Raw genomic sequence first — 18,595 nt, 5'->3', positions numbered from 1 at the left:
TTTTTTTATTTGTTAATAATTTTATACATTTCAATCATTTCTTTAGCTAAGTCCATCATCGCTTGTGTAGTAAGCATTTGATCCTCTGCATGGATAAAAATAAGTTTTAAATCTAATTTCTCTCCACTAGCTTCTCTAGAAACGATATCAAAATGAAGGTTATGAGCTTTTGACATTTCAATTTCTGCTTCAAGAATTAATTCTTTAGCTTTATCAAAATCATTTTTTTTGGCAGCTCTTATAGCTAATATTGCATTAGACTTTGAAGTTCCAATACATGAAATCATTTCCATTGATATTTCATCTCACTTAATTTCGTTCATGATATACCTCTATTTCATTAACCCTGTAGTATAAAGTTTCTTGAATCTTCCTTCTTTTTCTTTAAGTTCTTCGAAACTACCTTTTTGTGAAACACCATTTTTATCTAAAACAATTATTTCATCAACATTTTTAATTGTACTCAATCTATGAGCTATAACTACAGTTGTCCTTCCTATCATTAGCTTTTCTAATTCTGATTGAATTTCTTTTTCTACGACGTTATCTAAAGCACTTGTTGCCTCGTCTAGAATTAGTAATTGCGGATCTTTTAAGAAAAGTCTTGCAATTACTAGACGTTGTTTTTGCCCTCCACTAAACATAAAACCACGTTCTCCTAAAATTGTATCATAGCCTTTTGGTAATTTTTCTATATAATTATGAATTTTTGCTTTTTTTGCAGCAGAAATTGCTTCTTCATCAGTTTTATCGAAGCAAGGATATTTCAAGTTATCCATAACAGTTCCATATAAAATTTGAGGCTCTTGCTCAACATAACCAACCTTATCTAAATAATCATTGTGATCTATTTTCTTGATATTAACCCCATTAATAAGTAATTCTCCCGTTGTTACATCATAAAATCTTAATAATAATTTAGCTATTGTAGATTTTCCAACACCGGTTTCACCAACAAATGCATAGCTCTTATTTTTTTCAAATGTAAAAGAAACTTGTCCCAATATTTGTTTGGTTGGCGATTCTGGATAATTAAAAGTCACTTTTTTGAATGTAATATCTTCAATATCTCCTATTTTTTTTGGGTTTTCTGAAAATTCAATTAATGAATTTGATTCATAAATATAATTTAATCTCATTATACAGTTAGAAAGTTTTGTAAGTCCCCTCATCCAAATAGGTAGTGTAAGCAAAGCATATAGTATGTTGTTTGTAGCTGAAGTAAATGCCACCAAAACATAAGTTAGATGTTCTGTGTTGCCATCATTTGTACCATGTAAAGCTATTGTTGAAATTATTGTAATTATCGGAAGAGATCAAGCAATTGTATAAGAAAAGAATGACAACATAGATTGTAATCAAATAACTTTATTCAATTTTTCATCATATTTTTTGTGCAAATTTTTATTTCTTATTGTTTCTCTATCTTCTGCTGCATTTGCTTTTATAGCTCTTATATTTATAAGTCTATCTGTTATATCTGCATCAATTGATTGTTTAACATCAACAGATATTATGATAGCTCTTCTATAATAAACAAAAATAACTCAAATGATAATTACTAATAGGAAAAATATTGCTAAAACTATTAAAGTTAACGTTCTATCAATTGTAAACATAAATACAATCATAGTTACAAAACTAACAGCACTAAACAATAAATTTAATAGAAAATCATTAAAAGAATCTCCTGCGCCTTGGCTGTCATTTATTACTCTAGACATTATTAAACCTAATTGATTTTTTGAATAATAACTTATATCAATTTCAACCAGTTTTTCCAAAGCTTTAATTCTTAAGTAAATTTCAACTCTTTTTGCAAAAAGCGCTGCATAAATATTTGTAAAGTAGTCAAATATAATTATTGCAAAAAGCAAAATTAAACCTACATAAAATCAACTAACTCATGTCATATAAAAGCCCAAAAATTCACTTGATTTTTCACCGCCACTTGTTATATTGTTAGTCATCTCTGAAACAATTATTGTCATTGAAGAATAAAGAATTGAATCAATTATAGTGAATACTATATATCCTATAAAAGTTCCTGGGTTTTTCTTTACACCCTCTCCCATTAATTTAAATGAATCAAAGAATTTTTTAGAAGAAAAAGCCTTGTCACTATCAAATTTTTTTGCTTTCATAAATTATTCCCCCTATAAAAACAAAACCCTTTTTAGGGTTTTGCTTATTTAATCATTAAAAGATATGTGCACCTGTATAATTTAGTCCAGTACCAATTAATAGTAATGAAATATTTATAGCAAGAAGCGACACATGGAACTTCCAAGTTCCTTTCATAATTGTACCATAACTAGTTCTACCTATTTGTGCAGCTCCAACAACAATCCCAGAAGCTGGAGACACCATATTTGCCATACCGTTGGCATAAGCGAATGCAGTTATACTTCCAGATACCATATTGATTCCTGTTGATCCAATTGTTATTTGTTTAGATAATTCTCCTCATACAGGAAATATTGCACTAGAAAAACCAGATGTTGATGGTATTGCAAATGACATCGGTATGAACAATAAGAAAGTCATAACAATAAATAAGAAAGGATTCATATTACCTATGTTAGAATTTTCAATTCCACCTATCATAAGTGATTTTATACCAGCTTCCTCTAACAAGAAAGTTATTGCTCCTGCAATAGATATAATAAATGCAACACCAATCATATCTTTTGCACCCGTCATAAGATCTTCAATAAAAGATTCTTCATTTTCTCAATTAAGAATTGTAACAACCAAAGAACCTATTAAAAATAATCCAGCAACAACAAACATATCACCATTTCCAATAGGATCTACCATACCAGATAAAAATGGTAAATATTTTTCCATTCATATTGCAAAATCGTTCATAGCTGTTGTTCCAAGTAGTTCATCTCAAGGGAATAAATAAGTAATCATTATTAGGAACATAAATAAAAATATAACGCTTATACTTATTCTTTTTTTTGTTAATGGAACTTCATTAACTTGTTCTTTTAAGAAAAATCTTTTGTCTTCTTCTACTGTAGAGAAAGTATATGAAAGTTGAGGATTCCTTTTAACACCTCTTGCATAAAACATAACTCAACCAGATGTAAATCCTGTAACTAAAACCCATGCAATTAATCTAAAAACCAATCCATCCATAGGTTCACTACCAGCTGATGCTGCAGCAGTAAAAATTAGGAATGGGTCAAATGTTGCCAACATAGGACCAATACCCCCACCCAGAAGTACTGTAATCAAAGCTGTAAAGACATCAAAACCAGCAACCAACATTAAAGGGATGATTATCATATGGAATCCCAAAGCTTCTTCTGCCATTCCATATGCAGATCCACAAAAACTTAAGAAAATAACAACTATAGGTATTGCCCATATTGTTTTATCCTTAAATTTTCACGCTATTTTTTGAGTCAACGCATCCAGAGATTTTGACTTCATAACTATATAAATAAATGCACCAATAGAAAGTACAAATACAATAATTTCAACCTTATTTTCAAAACCCTTAAATATAGATACAAATAAATAAACTATTCCTATAGCTTTTACCCTTTGAGCATCTTGCTCTGGGTTTTCTTTGGAATGTTCTGGTATAAAAGTAACTCCTGCATAATGCATTATTCAAGAAGCTATCATTATTAATACCAATACAGCAAAAAGTATTGTAAAAGAAGTTGGTATTTTAAACTTAAACTTCTTTTTAGTTTTTAAATCATTATTTTTCATTTTGATATTCTCTCATTCTAGTTTTTTAATTTTATATTTATTAAATTGTGATTATTTCATTTATTATTTGTATTTATTATTTTTAAATTTTAAAGATAAGTATTATTATATTTGATAATCAAAAAATCAATAGTTTGAAACTACTTACGTTTGCCCTTACTGATTTGCTTGATTATTAATCTCATAAAATACTCCTGTGCATTTATCTTTTTTAATTATATATAAAAAAATAAAAAAACCATAATTAAATGGTCTTTTTATTGTTAATTTTTATTATTTTCTTGAGAATCAATATCAGCTTGCTTCTCTTTTATTTTTTGCTTAAGTTTTTTCATTTGTTTTTCAGCTTTTGCTTTAAAATTACCTGATTTTTCTTCTAGATATTCTAGCTTTATTTTTTTAAATAAAACTGAAGCATATTCTTTATTTATAAAGTAAAGAATACCAGGCAATAATAATGCACCTCCAAATCAGTTACCAATAAGTGTTGGTAAAGTACTAATCGCTATAAACAAGAAGAAATATTGTATTTGAGGGTGAATTTCTTTAATGAATTCTGTTTTGTCACCCGCACCATCAACAATAACACCTATAACAACATCTGAGTGATTGAATATTGCTTCAAAAAGCATCATTCACATAAAGAACGAGTTTGCAGGTCCATGTTGGAAACCACCAATTGCAAAATAAGCAATTGGGAAAATCATCATAAGAATAATGGCTGCAGTATTTTTGGTTGTACTTGCCAACGGAAGAGTTGCACAAACCATCATATTACACAAAATACCTGAAGCAATTCCTATACCAACAGTTGCCAATATACTCATGCCACTTATTGCAACTCCATTTAAAATATCATGATTTACTAAATACATCTTGTGCATTGCCATGCTAAATACTTTAGTTAGAAAATCTTTATTATCTCAAAGACCTCCAGCAGCAGAAAATAAAGCAACAAATATAAAAGTTCCTGCAAAGTTTCCCAAAAGAACTCCGAATATACCCTTTAAATATAACCTTCTACTTCCACAACCTTTAAAAACAGGAATTGTGCTAAACACATGACTTGTGAATAATCCACCTCCCAAGAATGTAATTAATATAATACATCCAGGGAATATAAATCCTAAAAGAATTGTTCCAAAAGCTTTAAATGAAGTGTCTTGGATTGATACCATTGCAATTATACATGCAACATAACCAAAACCAATGATCACACCACTCATTATTCCTAATAATATTTGTTTTATAAATGTGTAGTGCAACTTATGTATTGCAGCTTTGAATCCGCCAAGAACACCATCAACCATGAAAGAATGCTGTGCATCTAAAATTCCATAGTCTTCTTCCTTCAAGGCTCTAATTTCATCTTCAATGTTGTTATTTTTATTCATAGTAATTTCATACTCCTATTTAAAATTAATTATATGACTTTTCTTTGATTTTTTTTAGAATCATTTCATTAAATTCTTCTAAGGTTACTGTTGTTTGTTCTTCACAACCATACCTTCTAAATGTGACTGTTCCATTTTGTTCTTCTTTTTCACCAAGAACTAATTGATATGGAATTTTTCTTATTTGAGCATCACGAATTTTATAACTTAATCTTTCATCTCTCAAATCAATTTTTGACCTAATTAAATTAGTTTTAAGTTCTTTCATAACTTTCTCGGCATAATCCTTTTTAGAAATATTAACAGGTATAATTTCAATTTGTTGTGGTGTACACCATAATGGTAAAACACCTTTTGTTTGTTCTAATAAAACAGAAATGAATCTTTCATAAGTTCCAACAAGTCCCCTGTGAATCATTATAGGTTTTTCTAAAACACCTTCTTCATTTATATAACTAATATCAAATTTTTGAGGCAATAAGAAATCAAGTTGAATTGTTGAAACAGTTATTTCGTGTCCTAAAGCTGTTTTGGCTTGAATATCCAACTTAGGTCCATAGAAAGCAGCTTCACCTATCATTTTTTTATAATTGATATTTAATTCTTTCAAAACAGATTCTAATTGTCTTTCTGCATTGTTTCACATTTTATCATCATCAAAGTATTTTTCTTTATCTTCAGGGTCTCTTAATGATAAAGATAAGTAATCAATTTTAATATCAAAAGTTGATAAAACCTCTGTAATCAAATTGAAACATCTTACAAACTCTTCTTTAACTTGATCTGGTCTTACAAAAATGTGTGAGTCAGTTAACTCCATAGCCCTTACTCTCTCAAGTCCTGTAAGACTTCCAGAAGATTCATATCTGTGTTGTAGTGCATGTTCTGCAAATCTCAAAGGTAAATCTCTATAACTTCTTTGTTTATATTTATAAACAGAAATGTGGTGAGGACAGCTCATTGGTTTTAAAACCATTTCTTCTTTCGGAAGAATCATCGGTGCAAACATATCATCACGATAATGGTCTCAATGACCTGAAGTTTTATAAAGTTCACTTGTTCCAATTACAGGTGTTTCTATTTGAATGAAATCATATTCAAATTCTTTTTGCATTAAGTACTTTTTAATTTCTTGTTTCAAGATTGTTCCATTTGGTAATCAAATCGGTAAACCTTGACCAATCAAAGGATCTAAATGATATATTTCTAAATTTTTAGCAATATACTTATGATCATTTTCTTTTACTTCTTCAAGTTTTCTTTTTTTATCTTCAAATTCTTTTTCGCTTGTTGCTGTTAATCCATGAACTTTGTAAACAAATCTATTTCCATCAGTTTGGAATGCAGTAACCTCATTAAGTTCTATTTTATATAAATCTTTTGTGTTATTTAATGTTGCATATCTAGAATAAAATTTAACATTATTTAAAGCTGCAACTGGATATTTAATATATCTTTGTTGATTGTTTTTTATCATCACATCAATATATTCTTTCTTCACATTCAAGAAAGTCATTAATTCAATATATGCTTGTTCTTCAAAACCTTCTGTGATGAAGTCAAATTCAAAAGCTTGACCTATTAGTTCATTTGCAAAATCTTCTGCTTGTTTTAAATCTTCTAATGATAATTTTTTATCAACATCAAAATATACAAAAAATTCTGTTTTATCATAACCTTCTTTTTCTGGGAAAATACATCCTTCAGGCATAACCTTTTTTAAGGCAAATGCTGTAAGAATTTTTGCAGTATAATTAACAACGGAGTTAAAAAAATCATGTCTTTCAGTAATTAATTCAAGTTTACAATCCCTGTCCACAACAGCTTTTGAGGGTATTATTTCTTTTCCATTAACAACTGCTCCAACACATTTCTTTCCTAATGATATTGAAATCTCTTTTGCTATTTCCATTACGCTTCTTGGTCCATCAAAGCTCATTATATTTCCATCTAACAATGTTATTTTCATCTGTACTTCCGCCTTTTAACTATTAAATATATCAATTTATATTATACATAATTTTATTAAATGAAAGCAAAAAAAACTAAACATTAATATGTTTAGTTTTTTTAAAATTATTATGCTAGAGTGATTTCTTTTATGTTTTCATTTCTTACAAATAAGATTCTTTCTCCAGATTTTGCACCTCATGATTTAGCAACTTCTGAAATTGCTTTTTCATCTTCCATGAATGAATCTAAGTTCTCGACTTTGTTCATAAATATTGAGTGCATTGCTCCAAATCCAGTTCATAATTTATCGTTATCACAAACACCTAAAATTGTAACATTTGGTCTAAATTTAGAAATTGTTTTTAATAATTCTCCAGTTCTTGAAATTACTATTGCATACTCATAGTTACCAGCTAATGTAGTGTTAGCTAATTGGTTTGCTATTTCAGCTCTTTTTCCTGAACTAGATTTTTTTGCTTTTTCTAATTGTTTTGTGTAGTAGTGTTTTTCATAAAATTCAACTTCTGCACGTTTGTTAATTGTTGACATAGTTTCAACAGTAATGAATGGGAAGTCTCCATTTGCTGATTCACCACTTAACATAGTTGCATCAGCTCCTAATTCAGTAGCGTAGTAAACGTCAGTTACTTCAGCTCTTGTTGGTTGTGGATTGTCTGTCATTGATTCTAGCATTTGTGTTGCAACAATAACTAATTTCCCTTGTTCTCTACATTTTCTAATTATTTGTTTTTCTCAGTAAGGTACATCATAGTAAGGAATTTCTAATCCTAGATCTCCACGAGCTACCATGATTCCATCTGATTCAGCAATAATTGAATCAATGTTGTCACATCCAACTTGTGATTCAATTTTTGAAATAATTTGAATGTGTTCTGCATTTTTTTCTTTTAAGATTGCTCTAATTTCTTTTACATTATCTGCTGAGTTAACAAATGATGCTGCTATGTAATCGATATTGTTTTCGATTCCAAAGTGAATATCGTTGTAATCTTTTTCTGCTAAGAATGGTAATGTAAATTCTACACCTGGTAAATTAACTCTTTTGTTTGTTTTTACTAAGTGTGTATTGAAAGCTTTACACATAACTTTGTATTTTTCAACGCTTGTTACGTACATTGTTAATTTTCCATCATCTACTAAAACTGCGTCACCAACTTTTACGTCTTGTGACATATCGTATGACATTTGCATTTCAGTTGCTGTACATTCTCTTGTTGTAAAATCTTCTGGATTTGTATAAACAGTCACTTCTGTACCTGCTTTTACTTCTTGTTTTCCATCTTTCATTTTACCAATTCTAATTTCTGGACCTTTTGTGTCTAATAAAATTGAAATTGGTTTGTTGATTTCTTGTCTTAATGATTTTACTCATTCAAATCTTTCACCGTGTTCTTGGAAGTCTGCGTGTGAGAAGTTTAAACGAATTGTAGTCATTCCTTTATCAAACAATTCTTTGATAGCTTCTTTTGAATGAACACTTGGACCAACAGTTGTAATAACTTTGGTTCTTTTCATTCTTTCATTTAAGTTTAATTTGTTCATAGTATTCTCCTTGTTAATAACAAGAGAATTATAACATTTTCTGTTTACTTTTTCTTAAATTGAACAATAGAAAAAAAAATAACCACATAAGTGGTTATTTATTAAACTGTGTAAACTTTGATATCTTCATTTCTAACTATTAAGATTTCTTCACCTTTTTTAGCACCTCAAGATCTTGCAATTTCTGGCAAAATTGATTTATCCTCTATTGCTTTATCTATGCTTTCAACTTTATTCATAAATATTGAGTGCATTGCTCCAAATCCAGTTCATAATTCTTCTTTATCACAAACACCCAAGATTGTAACGTTTGGTCTAAATTTAGAAATTGTTCTTAATAATTCTCCAGTTCTTGAAAGAACCAAGGCGAATTCATATTTACCATTTCTAGTAATGTTTGCTAATTCATCAGCAATGTCTGCTCTAGTTCCTGTTGTAGAACTTCTTGCGATTTCTAAAGCTCTATCATAGTAAATTTTCCCATAAAATCCTAATTCAGCACGCTTATTAATTGTTGCCATAGTTTCTGTTGTAATAAATGGGTAAATACCTGCAGCTGATTCACCACTTAACATAGTTGCATCAGCTCCTAATTCAGTTGCGTAGTAAACGTCAGTTACTTCAGCTCTTGTTGGTTGAGGATTGTCAGTCATTGATTCTAACATTTGTGTTGCAACAACAACGACTTTTCCTGCTTTTCTACATTTTCTAATCATTTGTTTTTCTCAATATGGAACTTCATAATAAGGAATTTCTAATCCTAGATCTCCACGAGCCACCATAATTCCATCTGATGCTTCAATGATTTCATCAATATTGAAAATTCCAATTTTTGATTCTATTTTTGAAATAATTTGAACATGTTCTGCTTTACATTCTTTTAAGATTGCTCTAATTTCTTTTACATTTTCAGCTGAGTTAACAAATGATGCTGCTATATAGTCAACTTTCATTTTTGCTCCAAACTTAATGTCTTCTATATCTTTTTCTGCTAAAAATGGTAATGAGAAATCTACACCTGGCAAGTTAACTCTTTTGTTTGTTTTAACAGTGTGAGTGTTAAAAGCTTTACAATTAACTAGTCCTGGCTCAACATTAATAACGTGTAATGTTAATTTTCCATCATCTACTAAAACAGTATCTCCAGGTTTTAAATCAATACTCATGTCATAAGAAACTGTCATTTCAGTTGATTTACATTCACGGTTTAAGTACTCTTCTTGAGTTGTATAAACTCTAACATCTGTACCTGCTTTGATTTCTTGAGACCCATCTAGAACTTTTCCAATTCTAATTTCTGGTCCTTTTGTATCTAACATAATTGAGATTGGTTTATCTAATTCTTCTCTCAATTCAATTACTGATTTAATTTTTTCTGCTTGTTCATCTTGTTTTCCGTGTGAAAAATTTAACCTAACTACGTTCATACCTGATTCAAACAATTTTCTTATATCGTCTTTTGAATGAGTGCTTGGCCCTATTGTTGTAACGATTTTAGTTCTTTTGATTTTTTTTGCTATCTTACTTGGTTCGTAAAATTCTATTTCTTTGTTCATAATTTTCTCCTTATTGTTACTAAACAGCTTTGTTAATATTTCTTAGTTTTTCATATTCATCACTTTTATCAACTTTTGGCATATTTAAAGTTGAATCAATATCTCTAGCAACCAATTCATTGTTGCTCATTCCAATATATAATCCACCCTTACCTGCAATCAATTGTTCGACTGCAAACATACCAGCTTTTACCGCTAAATATCTATCCATACCAGTTGGCTTACCACCTCTTTGAGTATGTCCTAAAATTGTAGCTCTAGTTTCATATCCAGATTCTTTTTCGATTTTTTTTGCCAATTCATTCACATCATAATTTTTTTCAGCAACAGCAATAAGTACACTTCTTTTATTTTTGCTACGTAATTCTTTAACTTGATTAATAATCTCTTCTTCTGTTAAGAAACTTTCTTTTGTAGAAAAAATCTCAGCCCCAGTACCTGTAGCTCCATATAAAGTTAAATCACCACAACCATTACCCATTATTTCAACAACCATACATCTATTGTGTGATTGGATAGTATCTCTTATTTGATCTAATGAATTTATAACAGTGTTTAAGGCTGTGTCAAAACCAATTGTATAGTCTGATGAAACAATATCATTATCAATTGTCCCAGGTAAACCAATACAATTTATTCCCATTTTTGTAAGTTTTTCAGCTCCTTGATAACTTCCATCTCCACCAATAACAACCAATGCTTCAATTTCCATTTTTTTCAAATTATCAACAGCTTTTTGTCTAACTGATTCTTCTTTGAATTCAGGTAATCTAGCAGAACCGATTATTGTCCCACCTTTTGATATTATGTCTGATGCGAAGTTGATATCAACTTTTTCAATTCAGTTATTGATTAATCCTTTGTAACCATCTTTGACCACATAAGGTTCAATCCCTTTTGAAATTGCAGTTTTTATAACTGAAGCAACAGCTGCGTTCATACCAGGAGCATCACCACCTGATGTTAAAACACCAATTTTTTTAATCATAAAACTTCCTCCATATGTATAGATTATATAACTTTTTTAAAAATCTAATTAATTAATAAAAAAATGATTAAATTATCATTTTCAATCTTTTAGCTTGTCCGTATCACAAATTGCTACGTATGGAAGATTTCTCAATCTTTCCTCATAGTCAAGCCCATAACCAATTATGAATTCCTTTTTTATTGTGAATCCACTTCAGTCAGCTTCCATATCAACTGTTCTACCTTCTGGTTTATCTAAAAGAGTTACTACTTTAACCTCTTTTGCACCTTTAAAAGCTAAATAGTTTTTAATGTAATCTAACGTAATTCCTGAATCAATAATATCTTCTATTATCAATATGTGCTTGTCTTTAATTGATATATTTAAGTCTAAATTTATTTTTGGTTCTCCAACTGTTTTTGTCCCACCCAAATATGATGAAACAACCATATATTCTGTTTGACACTCATGTTTAAAATACTTAATAAAATTTGCCATAAAAGGTACACAACCTTTTAATAGCCCAATAAGAATAACAGTGTTTTCCTTAACATCTTGGCTTTCGTAGTACTTATCAATTTCTTCTGCTAATTCCGCAGTTCTTGTGTCGATTTGTTCCTTAGAAAATAAAATTTCTTTTACTAAAGGATGCTTTTCCATTGATACCTCCACTTATTTACAACATTATTATAACTTACTTAATTGAGTTAAGATAAGTTTCTAAAATTAATTTTGCAGCTACTTGGTCTTTATTTTCTTTTTGCTTTTTACGACTTAGATCTGCAGATATCATCATTTGTTTTGCCATTCTTGTAGTTAATCTTTCATCAACTCTTTCAATTTGTTCTTCTTTTACTGCTTTTTTTTCTAACATAACTTTTATGAAGTCCTCAACCATTTCAACTCTATGACCTGTCGATCCATCCATATTTTTTGGATATCCTATTATCAATTTTTCAAATCCTTCTTTTTTAAGAAAGGAATTTAATTTTATTACACCGTCTTCAAAATTATTTTCTTGAAATCTTATTGTTTCTTTTGGATTTGAAAAATATCCCTCACTTGTTGCAACTCCAATAGTTTTACTTCCTAAATCTAATCCTATATATTTAGCCATTTTTTATTATCCTCTTTTGTATTTTTTCTGTTATTATTGGTGTTACCAAATAATATACAATAACCAAAAACATTGATAGAGAAACATCTGTTAAAAAGTGTTTTTGCATCAACATTCTAGATGTAGCAACATTTAAAGTTAAAATTGCTACTAATATAATTAATATACCTTTAATTAGTTTATTATTTTTAGGATTTTTCAAATTTATAAAGTATGTAAATATAATTATTTGTCCAGCAGACATTGTATGACCCGATGGAAAACTAGTGCTTTGTTTGCCCAGTCTATTAAAGTTAATCTGAAATACATATTGGAAATTTGCACCTTCTTCTAAAACTGCTTCTGGTCTATTTCTTCCAAAAATATATTTAAATAGTGTTACATTGGTTCAAGAAATTATAAGAAATGCCAACGAAACACAAGAATAATAAAACATTTTATTTATAAATTCTAAATCTTCTTTTAATATTAATTTAATTGAGAAATAATTTATAAAAAATACATGCAACATCAAAAGAAAAGTAGTTACAGAAATGAAAGTTATGTATAAATTTGTGTTGTCATTTTTTTCAAAAAGAAATATAGATAAAATTGAAATAGTCACATAAATAAACGAAAACAAAATCATTATTATAACTTTTATAGATTTATTACTTTTATAATTAGTAATCATTTTAAGCACAAATGAATTAGTGATTATGAATAAAGGAAATATAATTAGACAACTTCCAAATTTATCAAAAAATATTGAAAATCAATTATTTTTAAAATCTGAGCCAATTAATTGAGCAATTTTGAAATCAAATAAAGCTATAGAAATAAAATATGCTAAAAAAACAATTAAAATAGCTATTCAAATATAATTTTTCTTTTTGTTTAGAAACATTTAATCACCTTTACTTAATTATAAATAAAAAACGAATCACTATGTGATTCGAGTAAAAATTATATTTTTATTATTTTGTTAAGTTATAGAATGATTTTAAACCATCATAAATTGCAGCTTCACCTAATTCAGCTTCAATTTCTAATAATCTATTGTATTTTGCAATTCTATCAGATCTTGACATTGATCCTGTTTTGATTTGTCCTGTGTTTAAAGCAACTGCTAAGTCAGCAATTGTTGCGTCTTCAGTTTCACCTGAACGGTGTGAAGTAACAGCAGTTCAACCAGCTTTTTGAGCCATTTGAATTGTTTCAATAGTTTCTGTTAAAGTTCCAATTTGGTTTAGTTTAATTAATACTGAGTTTGCAGCTTTTTTCTCAATTCCTTCTGCAGTAATTTTTGGGTTAGTAACAAATAAGTCATCTCCAACGATTTGGATTTTGTGACCCATTGTTTTAACTTGTTTTTGGAATCCATCTCAGTCAGATTCAGCTAATCCATCTTCAATTGAAATAATTGGGTATGTATCAACTAATTTATCTAGGAATGAAACCATTTCATCTGTTGTTAATGATCAATCTTTTCCTGTTAATTTTTCAATTTTCTTGAAGTGGTATTTACCATCGATGTATAATTCTGAGTTAGCACAATCCATTGCGATCATGATTCCATCTTTACCAGTTTTGTAACCAGCTTTTTCGATAGCTTCTACTAATAAATCTAAAGCAACTTCTACTGGAGTTTTTGCTTTAAATGCTTCAATTGTTTCTTCTGGGTATGCTCATGCAAAGTTTGGAGCAAATCCACCTTCATCACCAACAGCTGTAATATCTTTTTTATCATGTAATAAAGATTTTAAAGCTTGGAAAGTTTCTGAAGCTCATCTTAATGATTCACTAAATGTTGGTGCACCAACAGGCATAATCATAAATTCTTGGAAGTCGATTGCTGAATCAGCATGTTCTCCACCGTTAATAACATTTAACATTGGAACAGGTAATCTTCTTGCGTTTGTTCCTCCGATGTATCTGTATAATGGAATTTCCAATTCACTTGCTGCAGCTTTAGCTACAGCTAATGAAACACCTAAGATTGCATTTGCTCCTAAGTTTTTTTTGAAGTCATCACCATCTAATTTACACATTGCTGTATCGATTGCAACTTGATCAGTTACTTCCATACCAATGATTTGATCTGCGATTTTGTCGTTTACATTAGAAACTGCTTTTAAAACACCTTTTCCACCAAAACGGTTTTTATCTCCATCTCTTAATTCTAATGCTTCTCTTGAACCAGTTGAAGCTCCTGAAGGAACTTTAGCAGTTCCAAATCCACCAAATTCAGTTGTTACATCAACTTGAACTGTTGGGAATCCACGTGAGTCTAATACTTCACGTGCAACTATGTTAGTTATTTTTGACATATTCAAATTCTCCTTATATTTCTATAATAAACCTTTTTTCCTAGATTATTAATAATTTTTTTCATATTGATATGGAACTTTTTTCAAAAAAAAATTCCAATACGGAATTTTTTTACTAGTGTGGGTCGTTTCTGTGTTGCTTTCTTTCATTTTCTGAAAGTCATTTTTTTCTTAATCTTATATCTTCAGGAGTAACTTCTACTAGTTCATCTCACTCAATAAATTCAAGAGCTTCTTCAAGTGTGAATTTTCTTGGAGGTGTCAACTTAACTGAATCATCATTACCCGATGATCTAGTGTTTGTTAATTTTTTACCAGTTGTTGGGTTAACATTTAAGTCATTATCTCTTGAGTGCAATCCAACAATCATTCCATCATATACTTCAGTTTGAGGACCAACAAATAGTATCCCTCTTTCTTCAAGGTTATTTAAAGCATAAGGAAGCGTTACACCATTAGCCATGGAAACTAAAGTACCATTTAATCTTCCGTCTATTTTACCTTTATACTCTTCATAGCCAATACTTGATTTAACCATAACCCCTTCACCACGTGTGTCGTTTGTAAATTCTGATTTAAATCCAATTAACCCTCTAGTTGGTATGTGGTAAGTAACCTTATCTCTAACTCCATCAGAGTCCATATCAACCATCATACCTTTTCTTAGGTTTAATTTGTTAATAACTGTTCCAGCAAATTCAGTTGGAACGTCAATTATAACTTTTTCCATTGGTTCCAGTTTGTTACCCTTTTCATCAATTCTAACAACAACTTCTGGTCTAGAGATCCCCAATTCAAATCCTTCTCTTCTCATTGTTTCAATTAGAACAGATAAGTGAAGTTCACCTCTACCTAAAACTTTGAATCCATCGGCAGATGAATCTGATAATGCTTCAACTCTTAAACCAACGTTTACTTCTAATTCTTTATCCAATCTTTCTTTAATATTTCTTGTTGTAACATATTTACCAACTCTACCAGCAAATGGAGATGTATTAACTAGGAAGTTCATACTCATTGTTGGTTCTTCAATAACGATTGGAGGAAGTGCATCTATTTTATCTGGTTCACAAACTGTATCTCCAATTGTTAAATCACTAATTCCAGAAATAACTACAATCTCACCAGCTTGAGCTTCTTTTACAGCAACTCTTTTTAATCCTTCATAGATAAATAATCCAGTAATTTTACCTTTAGCAACTGTTCCATCATTTTTAGAAATAGCAACTTGTTGCCCTTCTTTTAGAACTCCTTTAAATAGTCTTCCAATTCCTAATCTTCCGATAAATGAGTCGTATGCTAGTGATGAAATTTGCAATTGAACTGCTTCTTGAGCTAATTCTAATGGATAGTTTCCAACTTGTTTAATAATTGTTTCAAATAAAGGAACTAAGTTATCACTTTTTTCTTCCATTGAATATTGAACTATACCATCACGAGCTGTACCAAATAATGATGGGAATTCAATTTGCTCATCGTTTGCATCTAATTCCATAAATAATTCAAGAACTTCATCAACAACCTCTAATGCTCTTTGGTCTTTTTTATCAATTTTATTAACTAAAAGAATTGGTTTTAAACCTAATTCTAAAGCTTTTGATAAAACAAATCTTGTTTGAGGCATTGGTCCTTCAGCTGAGTCAACCAATAAGATAACTGTATCAACAGTTTTCATAATACGTTCAACTTCACTTGAGAAATCAGCGTGGCCAGGAGTATCAACAATGTTGATTTTGTATCCATTATATTCAATAGCACAGTTTTTTGAATAAATTGTAATTCCACGTTCTCTTTCTTGATCATTACTGTCCATAACTTGTTCTTTAACTTCTTCATTTGCTCTAAATACATTTGATTGACTTAAAAATGCATCAACTAAAGTTGATTTACCTGCGTCAACGTGAGCAATAACAGCTATATTTATTATTTTTTTATTCATGATTTTCTCCTACTTAATAATTTAATAACTTATTGATAATACCAAATATTTAATTGTTATACCAACAAATAAGTTAATTTAGTAAATATTTGCCTCTTTAATTTGTTTGATGTCATCAATTATTTGAAAGATTAATTTAAATGCAGATTGTATTTCTAAAGTGCCAATGGAATTGTGTAGATTTATACTTTGATCTTTTAAAAACTCAAAATTTTCAACTACTTCTTTATTTAAATTAAGTTCAAATACATGAAAAACATAATATATAAACATGATGCTAGCTATACTTCAAAGTTTTTTCTCAAGATCGTCAATTAAATTGTCATTTCACTTTTTAATACTATTTTTTTCACTTTCAAAAATTAGTTTCAAATTTGTTTTTGTTAATTCTTTATATAATTGAAAATCCTCATTGATAATAACAATACCTTCTTGTTTCGGCCTTAACTTTATGTAATTTTCTAAGAGTGTTGAAAAAAAGTTTGAATGGTCTTTACAACAAAACGGATATTTTAAATGTTGTTCCATACTACTCACTCCTTTTTTAATTTTTTAAAGTCTTATAGTAAATTTCATTAATCTTATCTGAAAGAACTTTTGTCTCAGATAGTCTTAATTCTTCTTCGTTTATTAATGGTTTAGATTTTTGCAATATTATATTATTGCTTTTTTCCTCTTCTAAAATAATATATTCTCTCAATAGTATTAAAAAATGCATTTTAGTGGACTGGTATATTGCAAAATTATACAAAATAACTTCATCAATTGTTCCAAATTCTGTTGAATTATCTTCAAAGTCTTCAAAATCTTCTAAAACATCTAATAAGTCACTCATTAAATCGTTAATTTTGTATGCTTCTTTAACTCTTAAGTTGTAATCTCCAAGTTCAGAAACTCTAGAGATTGATTTTTTAATATCTTCAATTACTGTTGAATACTTTTTAGGTAAATTAATTTCTTCTAGATCTTCAATAAAAGACCTTAAGCTAAAAGTTAGATTGTCATCAAATGCATAATCATAAACATTTAGACTATTAATTTTTTCTTTATTTGAATTTAAGAACGTTTCTCTTGATGCTTCATATAAATATTCATACTCAAAAAAAGTATCACAAATAGCCATCATCCTTAAAAGACAACTTAAATTATCTCTATCAACTTGAGGTTTTACTTTTACTTCAATTTCTTCAAATTTTTCTTCTATTTGATCTCTAAATTCTTCAATATCTTTTGATTCAAATCATTGTTTTTGAATTGTTTGTAAATATTTGTTGTCCTCTCCAAAAGTTGAAAACAGCATATAAACTTCTTTGCTAATTAAATCTTTTTGTATAAAACTATAGTATTCCCATTCTTTTAAAGACATTAAACTTCACCCACAATATCATTTAGAAATTCTAAATAACTAATATTTATAGCTAAAACAGCTCATAAATTTATAACCATATCATCTGCTAAATGTTCGGATTTTGATAACAATTCTTTAAAGTATTCAAAATCTCCATCTGGCTTATTAAGAATTTTTTCTTCAAGTAATTTAATTTCTTCTCACAATTCCTTATTCATACAGTTTTTAAAGAAGTCATTTTCTTTAATTCTATTTTTTTCTAAAGTTTTAATAACAAAACCTGATATTTCATTATCATTTTCAAATCTTGCTTCATTTGATATTCCTATTACCATTTTAATAAATTTGGCATCCTTTACTTTTTCAGCAACTCTTAATCAATAATCACTTGTGAGTGAATCTAAAGTAACTAAAAGTTGTCTAAATAGATTAATTAAAATCAAGTAATCATTGACACCTTCATTTAATTGCATAATAACAGATACTGAATCTGCACTTGAAACTATTGAAGTTGCTTGTAAATAAAAACTACTAAATTTATTTTTTAAGAATTTAAAGAATTCTTCTCTGTCAGAAAAGTAAATCTCTGAAAAAGCAACTAAATTATTACTAAAATCCTTAACAGAAGATAACAATTTTTCTTGATCTTGAGAAAAACTTGTTATCAAATTTTGTGAAGATTGGAATAAATCATTTCAAACTTTGTTTTGCATA

At 28.8% G+C, this 18,595-nt stretch carries 16 protein-coding genes; all 16 read right to left on the bottom strand.

Annotated features, from left to right (window positions below):
- Positions 1–5: 5 nt before the first annotated feature.
- The 16 genes from SMONO_RS01030 to SMONO_RS00955 all read right to left on the bottom strand — a co-directional run bounded on the left by SMONO_RS01030 (position 6) and on the right by SMONO_RS00955 (position 18,594).
- Positions 6–323, bottom strand: coding sequence for a PTS sugar transporter subunit IIA (locus SMONO_RS01030; RefSeq protein ID WP_101780489.1), 318 nt, complete (start codon positions 321–323; stop codon positions 6–8).
- Between the two features lie 9 nt (positions 324–332).
- Positions 333–2,144, bottom strand: coding sequence for an ABC transporter ATP-binding protein (locus tag SMONO_RS01025; protein ID WP_101780488.1), 1,812 nt, complete (start codon positions 2,142–2,144; stop codon positions 333–335).
- A 55-nt stretch (positions 2,145–2,199) separates the two neighbouring features.
- Positions 2,200–3,732, bottom strand: coding sequence for a YfcC family protein (locus SMONO_RS01020; RefSeq protein WP_101780487.1), 1,533 nt, complete (start codon positions 3,730–3,732; stop codon positions 2,200–2,202).
- A 263-nt stretch (positions 3,733–3,995) separates the two neighbouring features.
- Positions 3,996–5,126, bottom strand: coding sequence for a formate/nitrite transporter family protein (locus tag SMONO_RS01015; RefSeq protein WP_101780486.1), 1,131 nt, complete (start codon positions 5,124–5,126; stop codon positions 3,996–3,998).
- Between the two features lie 25 nt (positions 5,127–5,151).
- Entirely contained in the window at positions 5,152–7,095 is a 1,944-nt protein-coding gene (thrS, locus tag SMONO_RS01010) for a threonine--tRNA ligase (RefSeq protein ID WP_101780485.1), read from the bottom strand.
- Between the two features lie 110 nt (positions 7,096–7,205).
- The gene (pyk, locus tag SMONO_RS01005; RefSeq protein WP_101780484.1) at positions 7,206–8,642 is read right to left on the bottom strand and encodes a pyruvate kinase; all 1,437 of its coding nucleotides are present in this window, start codon (positions 8,640–8,642) and stop codon (positions 7,206–7,208) included.
- Between the two features lie 101 nt (positions 8,643–8,743).
- A complete protein-coding gene (pyk, locus tag SMONO_RS01000; RefSeq protein WP_101780483.1) occupies positions 8,744–10,198 on the bottom strand; it encodes a pyruvate kinase in 1,455 nt (484 codons plus the stop codon).
- Positions 10,199–10,217: 19 nt separating this feature from the next.
- Positions 10,218–11,186 carry a 6-phosphofructokinase gene (gene pfkA, locus SMONO_RS00995; protein WP_101780482.1) on the bottom strand — a complete coding sequence of 323 codons (969 nt, stop codon included), beginning with the start codon at positions 11,184–11,186 and terminating at the stop codon, positions 10,218–10,220.
- A 72-nt stretch (positions 11,187–11,258) separates the two neighbouring features.
- The gene (gene hpt / locus SMONO_RS00990; protein ID WP_101780481.1) at positions 11,259–11,828 is read right to left on the bottom strand and encodes a hypoxanthine phosphoribosyltransferase; all 570 of its coding nucleotides are present in this window, start codon (positions 11,826–11,828) and stop codon (positions 11,259–11,261) included.
- 34 nt (positions 11,829–11,862) lie between these two features.
- Entirely contained in the window at positions 11,863–12,285 is a 423-nt protein-coding gene (gene ruvX / locus SMONO_RS00985; protein WP_101780480.1) for a Holliday junction resolvase RuvX, read from the bottom strand.
- On the bottom strand, positions 12,278–13,171 hold the full coding sequence (locus tag SMONO_RS00980) for a phosphatase PAP2 family protein (RefSeq protein WP_101780479.1): 894 nt from the start codon (positions 13,169–13,171) through the stop codon (positions 12,278–12,280). The genes ruvX and SMONO_RS00980 overlap by 8 nt, the downstream gene beginning before the upstream one ends.
- Positions 13,172–13,241: 70 nt before the next feature.
- Positions 13,242–14,594 (bottom strand): phosphopyruvate hydratase, encoded by a 1,353-nt coding sequence (gene eno, locus SMONO_RS00975; protein WP_101780478.1) that lies wholly within the window; start codon positions 14,592–14,594, stop codon positions 13,242–13,244.
- 115 nt (positions 14,595–14,709) lie between these two features.
- Complete coding sequence (gene typA / locus SMONO_RS00970; protein ID WP_101780477.1) at positions 14,710–16,536, bottom strand: translational GTPase TypA; 1,827 nt, start codon at positions 16,534–16,536, stop codon at positions 14,710–14,712.
- A 75-nt stretch (positions 16,537–16,611) separates the two neighbouring features.
- The gene (locus SMONO_RS00965; protein WP_101780476.1) at positions 16,612–17,061 is read right to left on the bottom strand and encodes a hypothetical protein; all 450 of its coding nucleotides are present in this window, start codon (positions 17,059–17,061) and stop codon (positions 16,612–16,614) included.
- A gap of 16 nt (positions 17,062–17,077) precedes the next feature.
- A complete protein-coding gene (locus SMONO_RS00960) occupies positions 17,078–17,899 on the bottom strand; it encodes a hypothetical protein (protein WP_101780475.1) in 822 nt (273 codons plus the stop codon).
- Positions 17,899–18,594 carry a hypothetical protein gene (locus SMONO_RS00955; RefSeq protein WP_101780474.1) on the bottom strand — a complete coding sequence of 232 codons (696 nt, stop codon included), beginning with the start codon at positions 18,592–18,594 and terminating at the stop codon, positions 17,899–17,901. The genes SMONO_RS00960 and SMONO_RS00955 overlap by 1 nt, the downstream gene beginning before the upstream one ends.
- Position 18,595: the final 1 nt, after the last annotated feature.

The organism is Spiroplasma monobiae MQ-1 (genome assembly GCF_002865545.1).
GTDB classification, from domain to species: Bacteria; Bacillota_I; Bacilli_A; order Mycoplasmatales; family Mycoplasmataceae; genus Spiroplasma_A; species Spiroplasma_A monobiae.
The sequence above is the reverse complement of the archived record's forward strand: the minus strand, read 5'-3'. Positions and strand labels throughout refer to the sequence as shown.